This window comes from Candidatus Eisenbacteria bacterium, assembly GCA_035577985.1.
Lineage (GTDB): Bacteria > Desulfobacterota > Binatia > DP-6 > DP-6 > DATJZY01.
In genome coordinates this window covers 112419-129771 of record DATJZY010000126.1, presented here as the reverse complement: position 1 = coordinate 129771, position 17353 = coordinate 112419, and the positions used below count along the sequence as shown (strand labels likewise).

Sequence of the window (17353 nt, the reverse complement as noted above, 5' to 3'; positions counted from 1 at the left end):
TGCTCGTGAACCACTACTCGCTCCTCCGCACGACCGAGGAGATGCTCGGCATCTCGACCTATCTCGGACGGGCGCGGGTCGCGAAGAGCATGCGCGCGGCGTTCAACCTGTAGCGCGGCCGCGGCGTGGCCGAAGACGTGGGCGATCCGTCGGTGCCTTCGTCATCACGACGCGCTAGAACGTCGATGGATGCGCGCGCGGACCTTGCTCGCAACGGGGGCCCTTCTGGCCGGGCTCGGCGCCGGCTCGGCGATCGTCATGCTGCCGCCGTCGGACACGCGCGACGCGGCTGCCGCGCCACCCGCGATCCCCGAGCAGGAGCAACAGGCGCTCATCGCGGCCTTGAAGCCCCCAAAGCACGCCGTCCCCGTCGTCGCGGTGCTCGGCCTCAATCGGGGCACGGAGACGACCGACTACGTCGTGCCGTACGGCGTGCTGCGCGCCTCCGGGCTCGCCGAGGTCGTCGCGCTCGCGACCGAGCCCGGTCGCCTGCACCTCATGCCGGCACTGACGCTCGACGCGGGCGCGACGATCGCCGACTTCGACGCGCGCCATCCCGACGGCGCGGACTACGTGATCGTGCCGGCGATGCACGACCCCTCCGATCCGACGGTGGCGTCGTGGATCCGGAGCCAGGCCGCCAAGGGCGCCACCATCGTCGGCATCTGCGCCGGTGCCAGGGTCCTGGCGCACGCCGGCCTCCTGCGTGGCCGCTCGGGGACGACGCACTGGTACGAGCTCGCCGCCCTTCGCAACGAGGAGCCCAGGATGCGGTGGGCGCGCAACCGCCGCTACGTCGCCGACCGCGGCGTGGTGACGACGACGGGCGTCACCGCCTCGATTCCGGTCTCGCTCGCCATCGTCGAGGCCATCGGCGGCCGGGCGCCTGCCGAGGCGCTCGCGCACGAGATCGGCGTCGAGCGCTGGGATGCGGCGCACGACAGCGATGCGTTCCGCCTGGATCGCCGCAGCGTGCTCACCGCCGCCGGAAACACCCTGGCGTTCTGGAGCCACGAGACCGTCGGCATCCCCGTCGCGTCGGGCGTCGACGAAATCGCGCTGGCCCTCACGGCCGACGCGTACTCGCGCACGTATCGCTCTCGGGCGCTCGCCGTCGCCGCGGATAGTGCTCCGCTGCAGACCCGGCGGGGTCTGACGATCGTTCCAGACGAGACGACGAGCGATCACGTCGACGTTCGCCTCGACGCCGTGCCGAGCGAACGTCCGGCCACCGTGCTCGATGCGGCGCTCCGTGCGATCGCCGGTCGTTACGGATCGCCGACGGCGACCTTCGTCGCCTTGCAACTCGAATATCCTCGCGTCGCCGACGCGCGTGGAGATTGACGCACGTATGCCCGTCCGATAGCCGGGCCCGATGCTCCTCCGCCTGATCGGGTCGTCCCTCCTCCTCTCCTCCGTCGTTTCCTTCTCCGCCGCCGCATCCGAGCGAACACTCGTCTCCGTTCGCGGCCGCAGCGAGCGCACGCTCCGCGCGCTCCTGGCCGCTCAGCAGGATCCCGCGAGCCCCGAGTACCATCGGTGGATCACACCCAGCGAGTTCGGACACCGCTTCGGGGCAGCGCCGGCCGACCTCAGGCGCGTCGAGCGCTGGCTGCGCTCGGAAGGCTGCGCCATCAGGCGGCCCAAGGGACGGCAGCAGGTCGAATGCGTCGGTGCTCGACCCGGACCCGTCCCGGCATCGATCGCGTTGCTGGTCGACGGCGTGATCGACCTCCAGCAACGGCTCCCCATCCGGCACGACGTCGCGCTGCGCCCGAACACCGACACGGGGGGCGTCTTCAGCTTCTCACCGCAGGAGTACGCGGGCTTCTTCGACCTGGCGACGCTGCAGGACGGCGGCATCGACGGCACCGGGCAGCGCATCGGGATCGTCGGCACGGCGCCGGTCGACCCGACGGACATCGATGCGTTCCGCACCTTCTACGGCCTGCCTGCTCTCGATCTCGAGCAGATCGGGACGCCGGGACCGAACCTCGACGACTTGGACCGGCTGGAATCGGTCCTCGACGTCAGCTGGTCGGGTGCGGTCGCGCCGGGCGCCGCCATCACCCTGTCGATCACGCAGGGCACGGTCGTCGATGCCTTGAAGGCCCTCGTCAACCGGACGGACGTTCCCGTGATCAGCCTCTCGCTCGAGCTGATCGCGTCGAAGCGGACGAAGGCGGCGATCAAGCAGTGCGCGAAGCTCTTCAAGCAGGCGGCCACCCAGGGACAGACGGTGCTCATCGCGTCGGGCGACTTCGGCGCGCTCGTCGTCGTGCAGCCGAAGAAGAAGCGTGGCGTCGGTCCGTTCGTCTCGTCGCCGTTCGTCACCGCCGTGGGTGGGACGTCGCCCACGCCGATCGATCCAGCCGACGCGTCCACCTACGGCACCGAGGTCGTCTGGCAGGAGCCGAGCATGGCCAGCGGCGGCGGCCGCAGCAAGACGCCGCGGCCGAGCTGGCAGATGGGGAGCGCGACGCGCACGGTGCCCGACGTCTCGCTGCCGGCCTCGGGCGTCTATCCGATCCCGCGGAACGGACGGATCCTGTGCTGCGCCGAAGGGACGAGCGCGGCCGCGCCCGCATGGGCGGGGATCGCGGCGATGCTGAATCAGCAGGGCGGGCAGCGCCTGGGCCTCCTCAACCCGACGCTGTACCGCCTCGGCGACGCGCAGATGAACGGCGGCACCGCCGTGTTCCACGACATCACCAGCGGCTCCACGGACACCTCGCTGGCAAAGGGCTTTCCGGCGAAGCCGGGCTACGACCTCGCGACCGGGTGGGGCACGCCGATCGGCTCGGCGCTGTTCGGCGCGTTCTGAGCCGTCAGCCCGCCCCGCAGTCGACGTCAACCGTCCGTAGGATCGATCTCATGGACTTGTCCGGCAGCGTGACGTCAGTTCGGCGGCGCGGCCACCGAGAGCGTACCCCAGATGGAGGCGTCGGCGACCTTGCCGAGTCCCGCCGGGTCGAACAGTGACTCGGGAATGGGGAGCCCATAGCGCACGGCACCGACCACGATGTCGGTGCGTGACTTCATCTGGACGTCCTCCATCGACACCTTCCGGATCGAGGGGACGCCGTCGATCGTCTCGGGACGGCTCCACTTCTGGACCTTCCAGAGACCGTTCGCCGGGTCGTAGATCTGGCGGTCGACCGGCAGATGCGAGTCCTTCGCGACGCAGGTGACGGTGCGCGCGTACGCCCACGTCTCCTTCGGAACCGCCTGGACCTGCTGGCACTTGACGCCGTCGTGCTCGGCGTCGCCCAGCGAGCTGAACTGCGAGCCTATGCTGACGAAACCGAGATCGGCGTAGTTGAAGTCCGAGTTGAGGAACGCGGTGAACGCCTCGGGCGAGACGATCTTCCGCACCCGGCCGATGGCGGGCAGCCACACCCACTGGACGTCCTGCGTGCCCGGACCGCCGTGCTGGATCAGATACGCGGTTCCGCGGAGAGACGGCGGCGCCAGTACGACGGCCAGGATGCGCGGCGTGCCCGCGACGACGCCGCGGGCCTCGCCCAGGGTGATCGGCGTCGACGATCCATCGGTCCCGGTCACGCTCAGGGTCATCGACCGAAGGGTCGAGCGCTCGGGCTCGAGCGCGGCCTGCATCTGCTTGATGACGGCGGCACCGTCGTCGGCCGCGGCGGGAAGGGGCGCCCGAAAGGCGAGCAGGAGGAGGGCGAGCGCGATCCGGGTGGCATGCATGGGGGCGCGGCTAGCATGGCCGTGCGCGCAAAGACAAGGGCCAACGGCAGAGCGTCCCGCCCGCGTGCGGGCCGGCCGTGAAGAGCGCGGCAGAGCGACATTCGGGAACCCGGTGGGCGCGCGCGCAGGAGCGGCTCGCCGCGCGCGTTGAACCGGTGGCTGGGATGCTGCTCGATCACCCGTTCGATGCCGCGCGGATCGACCTCCACGCGCGCGAGCACGTCGTGCCGCAGCACGGGCGCGAGGGGGGAGGCGGCGAGGACGCGCGCCGCGACCTCGGCACCCGCGAGCGTGAAGCAGCGGCCCTCGAGCGTGGTGAGAACCGAGAACGCGTAGTCGTGCAGCATGGTGGCGGCGAACAGGGCCTCGTCGCTTCGGGCCGATGCCGCGCCCGGTCGGGGCGATCCACTCCACTTGGCGACACCGTGACATGTTTTGTAGGCTCGGCTCTACGAAGACCTCCCTACCGGATCGTCGTGCGATTGCCGTCGGGCTCGTCGCCGTCGTCACGGCCGCCGTGCCCGCGTGGTCGGCGTCGGGGGTCTTCGAACGGACGTGGGGATTCGACGTCGACGCCTCGGATCCCGGCACCGGCTACGAGGTCTGCACGACGGCGGCGAGCTGCAAGCAGGGGACCCTGTCCGGCTTCGCGGGCGGGAGCCTCAACGGCCCGATCGGGGTCGGGACGGGGCGCGCCGGCGAGGTCTACGTGGCCGAGGTGGGCGGCGGCCGCGTCGAGAAGTTCCTCGCCGACGGGACTTTCGTCGCCGCGTGGGGCGAGGGCGTCGTCAGCGGGAGCCCGGGGACATACGAGATCTGCACTGCCGCCGCGGACTGCAAGTCGAGCTCGCACACGGGTATCGGCGGCGGGTACGGCACGCCCCTGGCCGTCGCGACCGATTCGCAGGGCAACGTCTACGTGGCGGGCGACGACCGCGTGACGAAGCTCGGCGCCGACGGGCACTTCATCGCCGTGTGGGGGAAGGACGTCGACAAGGGCGGCGGGACCGGCTTCGAGGTGTGCAGCGTGTCGGCCAATTGCCAGGGCGCTTCGGCGGGCGCCCTCGGCGGTGAGTTCTACGGAGCGGACGGCATCGGGATCGACTCGACCGATCACGTCTACGTCGCCGACTACAGTAACGACCGCATCCAGAAATTCGACGCGAACGGAAACTTCGAGCGCGCCTGGGGCAAGAACGTGGTGCAGAGCGGCAAGCCGGGTGACACGGGCGCGGGCTTCGAGGTCTGCACCACGGCGGCCGACTGCCAGGCGGGCAGCTCTTCGGCGGACACCGGCGGCAAGTGGGGCGGCACGATGGACAGCCCGTTCGGTACGCTCGGCATCGACACGAGCAACAACGTGTATGTCGGTGATCTCACGTCGCGCGTGCAAAGGTTCGGCCCCGACGGGCACTTCGTCGCCGCGTGGGGCAAGGACGTGATCCAGAGCGGGAAGCCGGGCGACACGGGGACCGGCTACGAGGTATGCACCGTCTCGGCCGACTGCCAGGGCGGAGTCGTCAGCAGCCTCGGTACCGCCGGCGGTGAGTTCAACGGTGTCTACGGCGTCGCCGTCGACGGCGCGAACCGTGTCTATGCCAACGACAAGAACCACGAGCGCATCCAGGTCTTCGACGCCTCGGGCACCTTCATCGCCGCGTGGGGCAAGGACGTCATCCAGAGCGGCCATCCGGGGGACTCGGGCACGGGCTACGAGATCTGCGCCGCGATCGCCGACTGCCAGGCCGGCGCCTACGGCACGCTCGGCGGCGAGATCAACGAGCAGGCCGGGGGTGGCATCGCCGCCGACGCCGACGGCGCAGTCTACGTGGCGGACTACAACAACACGCGCATCCAACGTTTCGCCGATTCGCCCCCGCCCGGGGGCGAGACGACGACCTCGACGACGCTGCCGGGTGCCACCACGACCACCACCCTGCCGGGCGGCGCCGCGTGCGACGGCCTCGCCGGGATCGGGCGCGCGCGATGCCGGATCGAGGCGGCGACGTCAGGCGCCCTTTGCGCCGATCCTGTGCCCGCGCCGGTCATGCACGCGCTCGACGCGAAGCTGTTGGCGGCCGACCGTCTCCTCGGGCGCGCGCTCGGCGCGAGCGGAAAGAAGCAGGTGCGGCTCGTCAGAAAGGCGCGGGTGAAGCTCGAGTCCGCGTCGCACGAGGCGGGCGCCGCCAGCCATGCGAAGCGCGCAAAGAAGCGGATCACCCCGACCTGCGCGACGTCGATCGGCGCGCTCGTGTCGGACATCGAGGCCGATCTCGGATGACGGCCGCGGCCGGACGGCATCTCAGGGCATGACCAGCTTCGCGATCGTGAACCAGACCCTGCTGCTCGACCTCGAGGCGCTCAAACTCCCGAACGACCGGTTCCAGTACCCGATCGATGGTCACGACGTGCTCGTGACGCTCGAGGAGCGACCCCGTGGTCGACGAGGCGCCGCGGCGTCAGGCCGCGTCGGGCTTGCGGTACATCGTCACGACCGCCGCACCGCCGAGACCCAGGTTGTGCTGCAGCGCGACCTTCGCGCCCTTCACCTGGCGTTTCTCGGCCTCGCCGCGTAGCTGCCAGTTGAGCTCCGCGCACTGCGCGAGCCCGGTGGCGCCGAGCGGGTGGCCCTTCGAGATGAGACCGCCGGACGGGTTCACGACCCACTTGCCGCCATACGTGACGGCGCCCGACTCGATGAGCTCGCCGCCCTTGCCCTCCGGACACAGCCCGAGGCCCTCGTAGGTCACGAGCTCGTTGGTCGAGAAGCAGTCGTGCAGCTCGATCACGTCGACGTTCTCGGGCCCGAGGCCCGACTGCTCGTAGACCTTGCGCGCCGCGGCGGCGGTCATGTCCTGGCCGATCAGCTTGATGCAGCTCTTCGCGTCGAACGTGCTCGAGAAGTCCGTCGTCATGGCCATGCCGGCGATCTCGACCGCCTGCTTCTGCAGGTTGTGCTTCTTGACGAAGTCCTCGCTCGCGAGGATCGCCGCGCCGGCGCCGTCCGAGGTCGGGCAGCACTGGAGCTTCGTCAGCGGGTCGAACACCATGGGCGCCTTCAGGATGTCGTCGAGCGTGTACTCCTGCTGGAACTGCGAATACGGGTTGTTCACCGAGTGCTTGTGGTTCTTGTGACCGATCTTGGCGAAGGCCTCGGGGCGCGTGCCGTACTTCTCCATGTGCTCGCGACCGGCGTTGCCGAAGAACTGCGCCGTGGGCGGCGCCGTCTCGAAGCCGCGGAGGTCGACCATCACCTGGAGCTGCTTGTCCATGGGGTTGGTGCGATCCATGAACTTGGCGCCGAGCGAGCCCTTCTCCATCTTCTCGAACCCGAGCGCGAGCACGCAGTCGGCGAGGCCACCCTCGACGAACTGCTTGGCCATGAAGAGCGCCGTCGAGCCGGTCGAGCAGTTGTTGTTGACGTTGTAGACCGGGATGCCGGTGCAGCCGAGCTGGTAGACCGCACGCTGGCCGGCGGTCGAGTCGCCGTAGCAGTAGCCGACGGCGGCCTGCTGGATCTCCGAATACGGGATGCCTGCATCGGCGAGCGCCTTCTCGCCGGCCTCCTTCGCCATGTCCGGGTAGTCCCAGGCCTTCGAGAACGGCTTCTCGAACTTGGTCATGCCGACGCCGACGACGAACACCTTCCGACCCATGTAGAGCGCTCCTTCTGCGCGGCCGTCCGGCCGCGGGTGAGTGGCAAACTCACATCTTCTATGGGGCCGGCGCGTTCGTGACAAGAGCGCTCGCAACGACGCCGGGGGGTGCGGGCCCATGCCCGCACCCCCCGAACGCGCGGCGCCTCAGTCGAGGAGCGAAGCGACGCGATCGACGAACGCGCGGCTCGGCGAGCCGTAGAGCGTCGTCGACGTCGTGGTCGAGGTCGTGGTCGTGGGTGTGACCGTGGTGGTCACGGTGCTGGTCGTGGTCACCGTGCTGGTCGTGGTCGAGGTGCTGGTGCTGGTCGACGTGCTCGTGGACGTCGTGCTCGTCGACGTGCTGGTGGTGGTCGGCGGCGGGTTCTTCAGCGCCGGAACGCACAGCTCACGGCGGTGGATGATCGTGAGCTGATCGAGGCCGAACTGGTTGGCGATGTTGTGCGCCTCGGTGCCGAACGCGATCGCGGACTTGGATTTGTAGCAGAGGAGATGCCCGGTGTGGTTCGGCGCGTCGGGATTCTCGTTGTTCTTGCTCGCTGGCGCGCAGAGGTGCACTGGCTTGAGCAAGGTCTCGGTGACCGTCTGGAACTGATCGGCGACGTTCACCGTGACGGGCGTGAACTTCGGTGCCCCTCGCGTCTTCCGCACCTTGTAGCACATGAAGTGGTCGACCGGCGGCGGAACCGCCGCGACGCCGTCCTTCGACGTCGGCAGCATGAGGAGGACCGGGCGGGTCACGTCGAGGGTCAGCTGTCCGAACTGATCGACGACGACCTGGCCGAGCCGCTTGCTGAACGCTGCCTTCGCCTTGTAGCCGGTCAGATGCTCGGTGGGATCGATGATCCCCTCGTTGTTCTTGTTGACCGGGTTGCAGAGCCGGTGCGGGAAGCGAATCGTCGCGGAGAGCGTCCCGAACTGGTCCTGCACGGTCACGGTCCTCGGCGCGAAGAACTTCGGCTTCGCCTCGTAGCACTGGTAGTGGTCCGGGTCCTGGATCACGGTCGTCGACGTGGTGGTGCTGGTCGAGGTGGTCGTGGAGCTGGACGTGGTGATCGTGCTCGTCGAGGTGGTCGTGGTCGTCGTCGGGCAGGCGCACGTGTTCGTGCACGGACCGGCGAGACACAGCGCGCCGCTCGGCGAGCTCGCATCGCACTGCTCGCCCGGATCGACGACGCCGTTGCCGCACGTGCACTGGCAATCGATCGCACACGTGAACACGCCCGAGGGCGAACCGCCGACGCACTGGCTTCCGGGCGGATCGCAGTCCTCTCCCGTCTCGACCGTGCCGTTGCCGCACGTGACGGCGTGTGCGGGCGGCGTGGCCGAGACGGCGATCAGGGTCCCGACCAGGAACGAGAGCGCGAGCAGGGTCTCGTAGAGCGCGAATCCACGACGGCTCCGGAATCTCTTCGGTCGACGGTACGGGGCCGTCTGCTCGTGTCGCATGGGAGTCCTCCCGTGAGGTGGTAGGAGGCCGTACCTCGAGATGCGCGCCGCTCGGTCCACGGGACGCGGCGCGCCACGTCGGGCTCACCATCCGCACGACGGCGGTGCGCGACTGCGGTCGCTGCGGCGCTGCTGCATCGGACCCCCTCCGGTGAGGAAGGCATACCAGATGCGGTGAGCGCGCGACCAGTGGTTTCTGCGTCGAACTTCACCGCCGCGCCGTGTCGTCGTCGCGCATCGGTGATAGAGGTCGGTCATGCCGAACGACGACGGCACGACGCTCCGCGACTACCACGAGCGCAGCAAGCATTCGGTCGCCAGCCTGCGAGCACAGCCGCACTACCTCGATTGGGATAACCAACCTCGCCCCTTCAAAGTCTACCCGGACCTCGACACGATCCCGCTTCCGACGGAGCTGCCCGGCTCGCAGCGGCCGGCGCTCGACGCGATCGCCGGCGTGCCGGCACCGGTCGCGACCTCGCTCGACCTGGCCCGCCTGGCGCACCTTCTCTACTTCAGCGCCGGCGTCGTGCGCCGGCGGACGCATCCCGGCGGTGAGGTCTTCTACCGTGCCGCGGCGTGCACGGGCGCGCTCTACCACGTGGACGTCTACGTCGCATGCGGGGACCTGGGCGACCTCGCGGCCGGCGTCTATCACTTCGGGCCGCACGACTTCGCGCTGCGGCGCCTGCGCGACGGCGATCAGCGCGGCCGTCTCGCACGTGCGACCGCCGACGAGCCGCACGTGATCGCGGCGCCCACCCTTCTCGTCCTCACCAGCACCTTCTGGCGCAACGCGTGGAAGTACCGGACGCGCACCTACCGGCACGCGTTCTGGGACGCTGGCACGCTGGTGGCGAACCTGCTCGCCGCGGCCGCGGCGCTCGGGATACCCGCCGAGGTGGTCACGGGCTTCGTCGACGAGGCGGTGACGCAGCTCCTCGAGCTGGACCCGGCGCGTGAGGTCCCGCTCGCGGTGATCGCGCTCGGGTCCGGCGGTACGACGCCGCCGGATCCCCCAGCGCTCGCGCGTCTCGACCTCGCGACGCTCCCACTATCGCCCGAGGAGATCGAATATCCGATCCTGCGCGCGGCGCACGATGCGTCGAGCCTGCCGGCCCCCGACGCCGTGCGGGCCTGGCGGGCGGCGGGGACGCCGGCGATCGATTCGCATCGGGGTGCGATCGCGCTCGCGCCGCTTGCGGCGTCGGTCGTCCCGGAGCCGATCGAAGCCGTGATTCTGCGCCGCGGGTCCACGCGCCGTTTCCCGCTCGCGCCGATTCCCATGGAGGCGCTCGCGACCGTCCTCCATGCGTCGAGTCGCTCGGCGCCGCTCGACGTCCATGCGCCGCCCGCGTGCTATGCGATCGTGAACGCGGTCGACGGCCTCGAGGCGGGCGCCTACGCCGTCGCTGCGGATGGATCGGCAATGGAGCTGCTTCGCCGCGGGGACTTTCGCCGGGAGGCCGGCTTCCTCGGCCTCGGCCAGGATCTTCCCGCCGACGCCGCAGCGTCCCTGTACTGGCTCGTCGACCTGCACGCGGTCTTCGCGCGCCTCGGCGATCGTGGCTATCGCGTGGCGCAGCTCGAGGCGGCGATCGCCGGCGGTCGCACGTACCTGGCGGCGTATGCGCTCGGGCTGGGCGCGACCGGCCTCACGTTCTTCGACGACGACGTCACGTCGTTCTTCTCGCCGCACGCCGCCGGCAAGAGCGTCATGTTCCACGTCGCCGTCGGCCGCCGCGGTCGCGCGCAGCGACCGGCGTAGCCCTCAGCTCCCGATCACGATCTTCTTCGCGCCGCGGGCGGCGAGCCACGGCTCGATGCGCGCCGCCATGTCGCCCTGCACGACGATCGTGCTGCCCTCGACCGTGGCGCCGCAGCCGAGCGCGCGCCGGAGATCGCGTGCGATCCGCTCGAGCGCCGACGGCGACACCCGGATGCCCTCGACCACCGTCGCCGTCTTGCCGCCGCGCCCCTTCTTCTCACGGCGGAGCACGATCTTCTGGGCGCCACCGAAGTCGATCTGCTCGGCTGCCGGCGCGGCCGGCGGAGCGGGAGGCGGGTCACCGACCGTCACGCCCCTGTCTCGCAGGAGATCGCCGAGCTTGCTCATGCGAATCGGCGGCGCAGCCAGTCGACCATGATGCGGCTCAGCTCGTCGGGCCGCTCCTGCTGCGTCCAGTGGCCGCAGGCGCGGATCATGTGGATCTCGAGATCGGCGACCGACGCGCGCATGGGCTCGGCCATCTCGGCGCGCAGCACCGGATCCCATTCGGCCGTCACCATGAGCGACGGCACCTCGATGCGCGCGCCGTCGAGCTGCGGGGTGGTCGCCCAGTTCCGGTCCATGTTGCGATACCAGTTGATGCCGCCGGTGAAGCCGGTGCGCTCGAACGTCCGCACGTACGTGTCCAGGTCCTCCTCGGAGAAGAGCGGCTCGCCGAGCGTCGGGCCCTGCTCGATCACGTCCACCAGGTTGCGCATGCCGCCCGCCGCCACGATCGCGGCCTCGACCTCGGCGATGGGCACGCCGCGGCGTCCGAGCGCGGTGAATACCTTGCGCACGTCGCGCGCGAGGGCGGCATCGGCGACGCCCGGCTGCTGGAAGTGCACGATGTAGTGGTTGTCGCCGAACGCCTGCCGCATCAGCTCAACGGGTGCCATGAACGAGCGCGGGAAGTACGGCGTGTTGACGCCGATCACGCCCGCCGTCCGGGTCGGATGCAGCAGTGGCATCATCCACACGACGAGGCCGCCCCAGTCGTGCCCGGCGAACACGGCCCGCTCGATGCCGAGGGCGTCGAGGAGGCCGACGAGATCGCCGGTCAGATGATGGATGTCGTAGGCGGCGACGTCGGCCGGGCGATCGGTGCCGCCGTACCCGCGCTGGTCGGGGGCGATGGCGCGAAAGCCCGCGGCCGCGAGGGCCGCGATCTGGTGGCGCCACGAGTAGGCGAGCTCGGGAAAGCCGTGGCAGAGGACGACGGCCGGCCCCTGCCCCTCGTCGCGCACCGCCATGCGGATGCCGTTCGACTCGACGATCTCGTTCGTGAACGCGGTCATGCGGCCGCCTTCATCGCACGCGTTCCGGTTGACGCCAAGCGCGTCCGCGACGTAGGCAGACCTGGCGATGTCGCCGACCAGGGTCGCCGTCTACGATCGCACGATCCGTGCCTCCCTCGAGCGCATCTGGGAGAACGTGCTCGACTGGGAGCACCTGCCGTGGCTCCACCGCGAGTCGTTCGGGCACGTCCGGTTGCTGGACGAGTCGTCCGGCGGCTTCCGCGCCGAGCTGTCGGTGCGCGGCGATCCGACGCCCTTCGTGATCGACGTCGCCATCGACCGCGCGAACCTCGTCTATCACAGCCGCACGGTGGACGGCCCGGGCACGGGCAGCGACATCGTGACGACGCTCGCGCCGGTCGCCGACCACGCGACGAACGTCCACGTCGAGTTCCTCCTGCCCCGCGTCAAGCCGTCGAGCGTCGAGAGCGTCGGGCGCCTCTACGTCGGCCTCTACACGCTGCTCTGGGATCAGGACGAGGCCATGATGATCCGCCGGCAGGCCTTCGTGGACGGCCGACTGGCGCGCACGACGTGCGAGGCCGTGGTCGGCGGCGCGCCCGTCCGCTTCTCGTCGGTGTGTCCGCACCTGGGCGGACCGCTCGACGGCGCCGCCGTCGAGGACGGCTGCGTCACGTGCCCCTGGCACGGCTACCGGTTCGACGTGCGGACCGGCCGGCGCGTCGACGGCGACGCGCCGGCGCTGCCGGCCGCCTGAGCTACTTCGCGTTCCCGAGCGCGTCCGCCAGCACGCGCGCCAGGTCCAGCACGGCGCGGCCGCCGTCGCCGGCGAACGACGAGCCGTGCATGGTGGCGAGCGTGCGCGGCTCGAGGGCGGCGAGGCGGCGCAGCGTCGCGTCTGTGTAGGGCGTGTACGGCATGTCCTTCGCCATGGGACCCGAGAGTCCCCTCACGACCGACTCCATCGCCGGACCGACGATGTCGGTCGCCGTCGGCGCCGGATCGCCGGCGTGGAAGAAGAGGTCCGAGCAGAAGAGCGTGCGCTCCGTCTCGTCGAAGAGGAGACCCGCGTCCCAGCCGTGCGGCACCTGCGGGGTCGCGAGGAAGCGCAGGCGGTGCCGTCCCGTCGCCAGCACCTCGCCGTCGGCGAGGGCGCGCGGCTCGCGGTCGGCGTAGTCATCCAGCATCACGATCTTGCCGACGAAGCTGCACACCGCCTGCGCGCGCGGCGCGACGTCGAGGTACTGATTCAAGGCCCCGCACTCGTCGGGCTCGAAGTGGCTGAAGCCGATCCAGCGCAGCTTCGCCGGGTCGACGACCTTCGCCACCGCCTCGCGCGTGACGTCGAACATCTTCCGGAAGGCGGTGTGGAACAGGAGCGGCTCCTCGTCCTTCACGAGGAACTGGTTGAACTGCATCTTGTAGCCGGGATGGAACGTCGAGATGCGGTACGTGTCCGGCGCGATCTCGGTGATGGTGCTGTTCATTCAGGAGCCTCCACGTAGAGCGATCGCTTGGGCGCGGCGAATACGCGCCCCACCATCGGCTCGAAGAACGACAGTGGGAGGGTCTCGCCGCGCGCGTCGAAGGCGGGCCCGTCGTACTTGGCGCAGAACTCCGCGGTGCGCTCGAAGCCGGGATGGTCGCGGAACGCGTCGCGAAGGTTCCGATCGAGGCCGATGTGATGGAAGAAGTAGTAGCCCTGGAAGACGGCGTGCTTCTCGACCATCCAATGGTTCTCGGCCGACACGAAGGGCTTCACGATCGCGGCGGCGATGTCGGCGTGGTTGTAGGTGCCGAGCGTGTCGCCGATGTCGTGCAGGAGCGCGCACACGACGTACTCCTCGTCGCGGCCGTCGCGGTGCGCGAGCGTCGCCGTCTGCAGCGAGTGCGTCAGGCGATCGACCGCGAAGCCGCCGAAGTCACCGCCGAGCAGACGCAGGTGCGAGAGGATCCGATCGGGCAAGCCCTGCGCGAAGCCCGGGAAGTACGAGCTGATGACGGCCCAGTCGTCGGCGGTGCTCGCCTCCATGCTCGCGAACCGCGCCCGGGCGGGGGATGAGTCGCTCATGTCGTCCTCCTGTCGCACGCGGCGACCCGGTACAAGGCCGCCGGCGTCAGTCCTCGAAGCGTGGCGGGCGCCTCTGCTTCCGGGCCGTGATCGCCTCCTGCAGGTTCTGGGTCGTCATGCGCACGAGGAGCTGGTTGCGGTTCTCGAGATCGATCGCGGCTTCGAGGCTGCCCGTCTCCAGGTTCGACCACAGCACCTTCTTCGTCATCGCGAGGCCGTGCGGGCTGTAGCCGCACATGGTGGAGGCGAGATCGAGCACCGCCTCGCGCAGCGCATCGTCGGCGACGACGCGGGAGACCAGCCCCAGGCGGAGCGCCTCGGCGGCGTCGACCTCGCGCGCGGTGAGGATCACGTCCGACGCGTGCGCGGCACCGATGGCGCGCGGCAGGAGCCAGGAGACGCCGAGCTCGGTCCCCGTGAGCCCGTTCGTGATGCCGGCGCTCCGGAACGACGCCGACGTCCCGGCGATCCGTACGTCCGCGCCGAGCGCGAGACAGAGGCCGCCGCCATACGCCGGACCGTTCACCGCCGCGAGGACCGGCTGCGGGATGGCGCGCAGCGCCGGGACCAGGTTCGACATGTATTCCATCGCCCGGATGGCGATGCGCGACATCGGCAGGCCGTCGCAGCCCGGCGGCACGCCGTGGTCCTCCAGGTCGAGCCCCGAGCAGAATCCCCTGCCGGCGCCGGTCAGCACGACGACCCACGTGTCGTTGTCGCGTCCGACGAAGTCGATCGCCTCGTAGAGCGGCGCCACGGTATCGAACGACATCGCGTTCATGCGCTCCGGCCGGTTCATGACGATCACGCCGACGTGCGGCCGTGGCTTCTCGACGAGAACGAAAGGCATGCGTGCGGCTAGCCGGCGCGGGTCATGGGGTCAACCATGGACGGCGCGGCACGGGACGCGGTACGAGCCGCGTCGTCCATCCGAGCGGCCAGATGCGCAGCGCCGCTCGCGGATCCTGCTCCCACCTCCGCACCTCGTCGGCCCAGCGCGGCCACGTCGGCCGCCACCAGACGCCGGCCCGCCACCCGGGGGCGCTGGTCGCGAGCGCCGTCGCGAGCAGTGCCGCGCACACGAGCGAGCGCGGGCGCGCCTCGCGCCGGATCCCGACCAGCACGAGCAGCAGGAACAGCGCCGCCGGCGCCAGGAAGTAGCGCTGGTTCGCCTCGGTCTGCGCGTAGAGGCGCGGGGCATCGCCGATGGCGCCGAAGAGCGAGGCGGTCGCGAGCACGAACGCGCCCGGCAGCCACGGCCTGCGCTCGCGCGGCAGACCAGCGGCGAGCCACACGATCACCGCGACTGCACCGGCGAGGAGCACGAGCGTCGCGAGTGTGTCTCCGCCGACCAACGTCCGGAAGCGCTCGCTCGCAGCGAGCCCGAGCGTCGAGGCGACGAACACGCGCTTCCACACGATGGCCGCGAGCACGAGCACGCCGAAGCCCTCGCCGCGTCCCGGAAGCGAGGCGCCGAAGAACCAGAGGAACGAGACCACCTGCAGGACGGCGCAGGCGACCATGATGCCCGCCTGCGACGTCGCGGCCGCCGTCCGCGCGCGCCAGGCGCGCCAGACGTAGAGCGGCGCCGCGAAGGCCGCCGCCGGGCCGGTGAGCCCGCACACGGTGATGAGCGCGGCGTAGGCGGTGGCGCGGCCTCCGCGGACCTGCGGCGGCTCGAGCACGAGCAGCCACGCCGCCAGCGCCAGGTAGCTCTGCGTCGTCACGCTGTTGAGCCAGATCCCGCCCGTGCGCGGGACGAGCAGCACGAGCGCGGCCGCGACCACGCGCCGGAACGTTCCGTCCCACTCCGGCGCCCGCCCGAACGCGATGATCGCCATCGGAACGAGCTGCGCCGCGAGCCCCGCGCACGCGGTCACGCGCGGTGCCGATTCGAGCGCGATGAGCCCGCCCGCCGCAAGCTTCGCCGCCGCGAGCGTCGCCACGTTGCAGTAGAGGTGGAGGTAGACGACCGGCCGCTGCACGAGCGCGTCGAGCCAGGGACGGCTCCACGCGAACGGGAAGAAGAACTGCCCCTCCTCGGCCCAGAAGCTGGGCTCGGTGAGATACATGGGCGCCCGCCACGCCGTCAGCACGCCCGCCGTCGCGACGATCAGCCACCCGACGGCGCGCTCGCTCATGGCACGGTGAGCAGCGCCGCGCCGAGCCCGCCCGCGGCGTCGCCGAGGCCGTGACGCACGATGCGCGTGCGGAGCTCGTCGTTGAAAACGTAGCCGCGCACGGCCTCGATGCCGGCGCCGTACAGACACGCGAGGTTCGACAGGCCGCCCCCCAGCACGACCACGTCGGGATCGAGAATGTTGATCACGTTCGCCAGCGCACGGCCGAAGCGATCGACGTAGCGATGGAGGACGCCCGCCGCGCGCGCCTCGCCGGACTCGGCGCGGCGCGCCACCTCGGCCGCGCCGCAGCCGTCTCCGCCCGCGTGGCGGTAGCTCCGCTCGAGCGCCGGCCCGGACAGGAAGGTCTCGACGCAGCCGCGCTGCCCGCAGTAGCAGTCGGGTCCGTCGTCGGCGATGCGATGGTGGCCCCACTCGCCGGCCACGTGCTGCGGCCCCGTCCACACGCGGCCGTCGACGACGATGCCGCCACCCACGCCCGTCCCCAGGATGACGCCGAACGCCAGCCGCGCGCCGCGTGCGGCCCCCGCGCGGACCTCGGCCAGCGCGAAGCAGTTGGCGTCGTTCTCCATCACCACCTCGAGACCGATGCGCCGCTCGAGATCGGCGTGGAGCGGCCGGCCGTTCAAGCACGTGGTGTTCGAGTTCTTGAGCGTCCGGTCGCGCGCCGACAGCGAGCCCGGCGTCCCGATCCCGACGCGCCGGCAGTCGGGTGCGCTCGCACGGAGCTCCGCGACGAGATCCGCGATGCGCCCGACGACGCGCTCGTAGCCCTTCTCGCGCTCGGTCGGCACGCGGCGCCGCGCGATCTCCGCGAGATCCTCGCCGAGGACGACGCCCTCGATCTTCGTCCCGCCGACGTCGATCCCGACGTAGCGCCCTACGCCGGCCGCCACTGGGGCACGAGGTCGCCGTCGGGCGACGGCGCGAAGTCGACCGCCATCGGCATGTCCATGCGCAGATCCGCCGCGGTCGCGCCGAGGAGGTTGCCCATGGTGCGCACGCCCTCCTCGCACTCGACCAGCACGACCACGAACGGCGTCCGGTCCTTCCACGCCGGCAGCACGGGCGGGTGGACGACCACCCACGAGAGGAGCGTCGCGCGGCCGCTCGCCGTCGCCCACTCCGACTCGAGCGACAGGCACGAGGGACACATCGGGCCCGGCGGGTGCCGCCAGGCCTTGCACGCGCTGCAGCGCTGGAAGCGCAGCTCGCGCGCGCGACCCGCGGCCCAGTAGGGAAGCCACCATTCGCCGCCGGTGCGGCGCTCGACGTCCGCCGTCGCTTCGCTCATG

The 17353-nt window shown here is 70.8% G+C and carries 16 protein-coding genes; 5 read left to right on the top strand and 11 right to left on the bottom strand.

Annotated elements, in window-relative coordinates; translation table 11 throughout:
* The first annotated feature begins 189 nt into the window (after positions 1–189).
* Positions 190–1344 carry a DJ-1/PfpI family protein gene (locus VMS22_18155; GenBank protein ID HXJ35959.1) on the top strand — a complete coding sequence of 385 codons (1155 nt, stop codon included), beginning with the start codon at positions 190–192 and terminating at the stop codon, positions 1342–1344.
* 31 nt (positions 1345–1375) lie between these two features.
* Entirely contained in the window at positions 1376–2824 is a 1449-nt protein-coding gene (locus VMS22_18150; protein ID HXJ35958.1) for a S53 family peptidase, read from the top strand.
* A 74-nt stretch (positions 2825–2898) separates the two neighbouring features.
* Here the strand turns inward: VMS22_18150 and VMS22_18145 are convergent, their stop codons facing one another.
* Positions 2899–3714, bottom strand: a complete 816-nt coding sequence (locus VMS22_18145; GenBank protein HXJ35957.1) for an outer membrane lipoprotein-sorting protein — start codon at positions 3712–3714, stop codon at positions 2899–2901.
* Positions 3715–4144: 430 nt separating this feature from the next.
* On the opposite strand from VMS22_18145, the gene VMS22_18140 reads away from it, so the two are divergent.
* Complete coding sequence (locus tag VMS22_18140; protein ID HXJ35956.1) at positions 4145–5995, top strand: hypothetical protein; 1851 nt, start codon at positions 4145–4147, stop codon at positions 5993–5995.
* Positions 5996–6173: 178 nt separating this feature from the next.
* Here the strand turns inward: VMS22_18140 and VMS22_18135 are convergent, their stop codons facing one another.
* A complete protein-coding gene (locus VMS22_18135; protein ID HXJ35955.1) occupies positions 6174–7370 on the bottom strand; it encodes a lipid-transfer protein in 1197 nt (398 codons plus the stop codon).
* A 147-nt stretch (positions 7371–7517) separates the two neighbouring features.
* Positions 7518–8819 carry a hypothetical protein gene (locus VMS22_18130; GenBank protein ID HXJ35954.1) on the bottom strand — a complete coding sequence of 434 codons (1302 nt, stop codon included), beginning with the start codon at positions 8817–8819 and terminating at the stop codon, positions 7518–7520.
* A gap of 256 nt (positions 8820–9075) precedes the next feature.
* On the opposite strand from VMS22_18130, the gene VMS22_18125 reads away from it, so the two are divergent.
* A complete protein-coding gene (locus tag VMS22_18125) occupies positions 9076–10587 on the top strand; it encodes a SagB/ThcOx family dehydrogenase (protein HXJ35953.1) in 1512 nt (503 codons plus the stop codon).
* Between the two features lie 3 nt (positions 10588–10590).
* Here VMS22_18125 and VMS22_18120 read toward each other — a convergent pair whose 3' ends face one another.
* Positions 10591–10935, bottom strand: coding sequence for a translation initiation factor (locus VMS22_18120; protein ID HXJ35952.1), 345 nt, complete (start codon positions 10933–10935; stop codon positions 10591–10593).
* Positions 10932–11885, bottom strand: coding sequence for an alpha/beta hydrolase (locus tag VMS22_18115; protein HXJ35951.1), 954 nt, complete (start codon positions 11883–11885; stop codon positions 10932–10934). Before VMS22_18115 ends, VMS22_18120 begins: the two co-directional genes overlap by 4 nt.
* A gap of 67 nt (positions 11886–11952) precedes the next feature.
* Between VMS22_18115 and VMS22_18110 the strand changes: the two genes are divergently transcribed.
* Positions 11953–12603, top strand: coding sequence for a Rieske (2Fe-2S) protein (locus tag VMS22_18110; protein ID HXJ35950.1), 651 nt, complete (start codon positions 11953–11955; stop codon positions 12601–12603).
* Between the two features lies 1 nt (position 12604).
* Here VMS22_18110 and VMS22_18105 read toward each other — a convergent pair whose 3' ends face one another.
* Genes VMS22_18105 through VMS22_18080 form a run of 6 tightly spaced genes read right to left on the bottom strand, consistent with a single transcriptional unit; the run spans position 12605 to position 17352 of the window.
* The gene (locus tag VMS22_18105; protein HXJ35949.1) at positions 12605–13333 is read right to left on the bottom strand and encodes an MBL fold metallo-hydrolase; all 729 of its coding nucleotides are present in this window, start codon (positions 13331–13333) and stop codon (positions 12605–12607) included.
* The gene (locus tag VMS22_18100) at positions 13330–13917 is read right to left on the bottom strand and encodes an HD domain-containing protein (protein HXJ35948.1); all 588 of its coding nucleotides are present in this window, start codon (positions 13915–13917) and stop codon (positions 13330–13332) included. Before VMS22_18100 ends, VMS22_18105 begins: the two co-directional genes overlap by 4 nt.
* Positions 13918–13963: 46 nt before the next feature.
* Positions 13964–14767 carry an enoyl-CoA hydratase-related protein gene (locus VMS22_18095; GenBank protein HXJ35947.1) on the bottom strand — a complete coding sequence of 268 codons (804 nt, stop codon included), beginning with the start codon at positions 14765–14767 and terminating at the stop codon, positions 13964–13966.
* A 22-nt stretch (positions 14768–14789) separates the two neighbouring features.
* Positions 14790–16058 (bottom strand): hypothetical protein, encoded by a 1269-nt coding sequence (locus VMS22_18090; protein ID HXJ35946.1) that lies wholly within the window; start codon positions 16056–16058, stop codon positions 14790–14792.
* Positions 16055–16954 carry an ROK family protein gene (locus VMS22_18085; GenBank protein HXJ35945.1) on the bottom strand — a complete coding sequence of 300 codons (900 nt, stop codon included), beginning with the start codon at positions 16952–16954 and terminating at the stop codon, positions 16055–16057. The genes VMS22_18090 and VMS22_18085 overlap by 4 nt, the downstream gene beginning before the upstream one ends.
* A complete protein-coding gene (locus tag VMS22_18080; protein HXJ35944.1) occupies positions 16939–17352 on the bottom strand; it encodes an OB-fold domain-containing protein in 414 nt (137 codons plus the stop codon). The genes VMS22_18085 and VMS22_18080 overlap by 16 nt, the downstream gene beginning before the upstream one ends.
* Position 17353 lies beyond the last annotated feature (1 nt).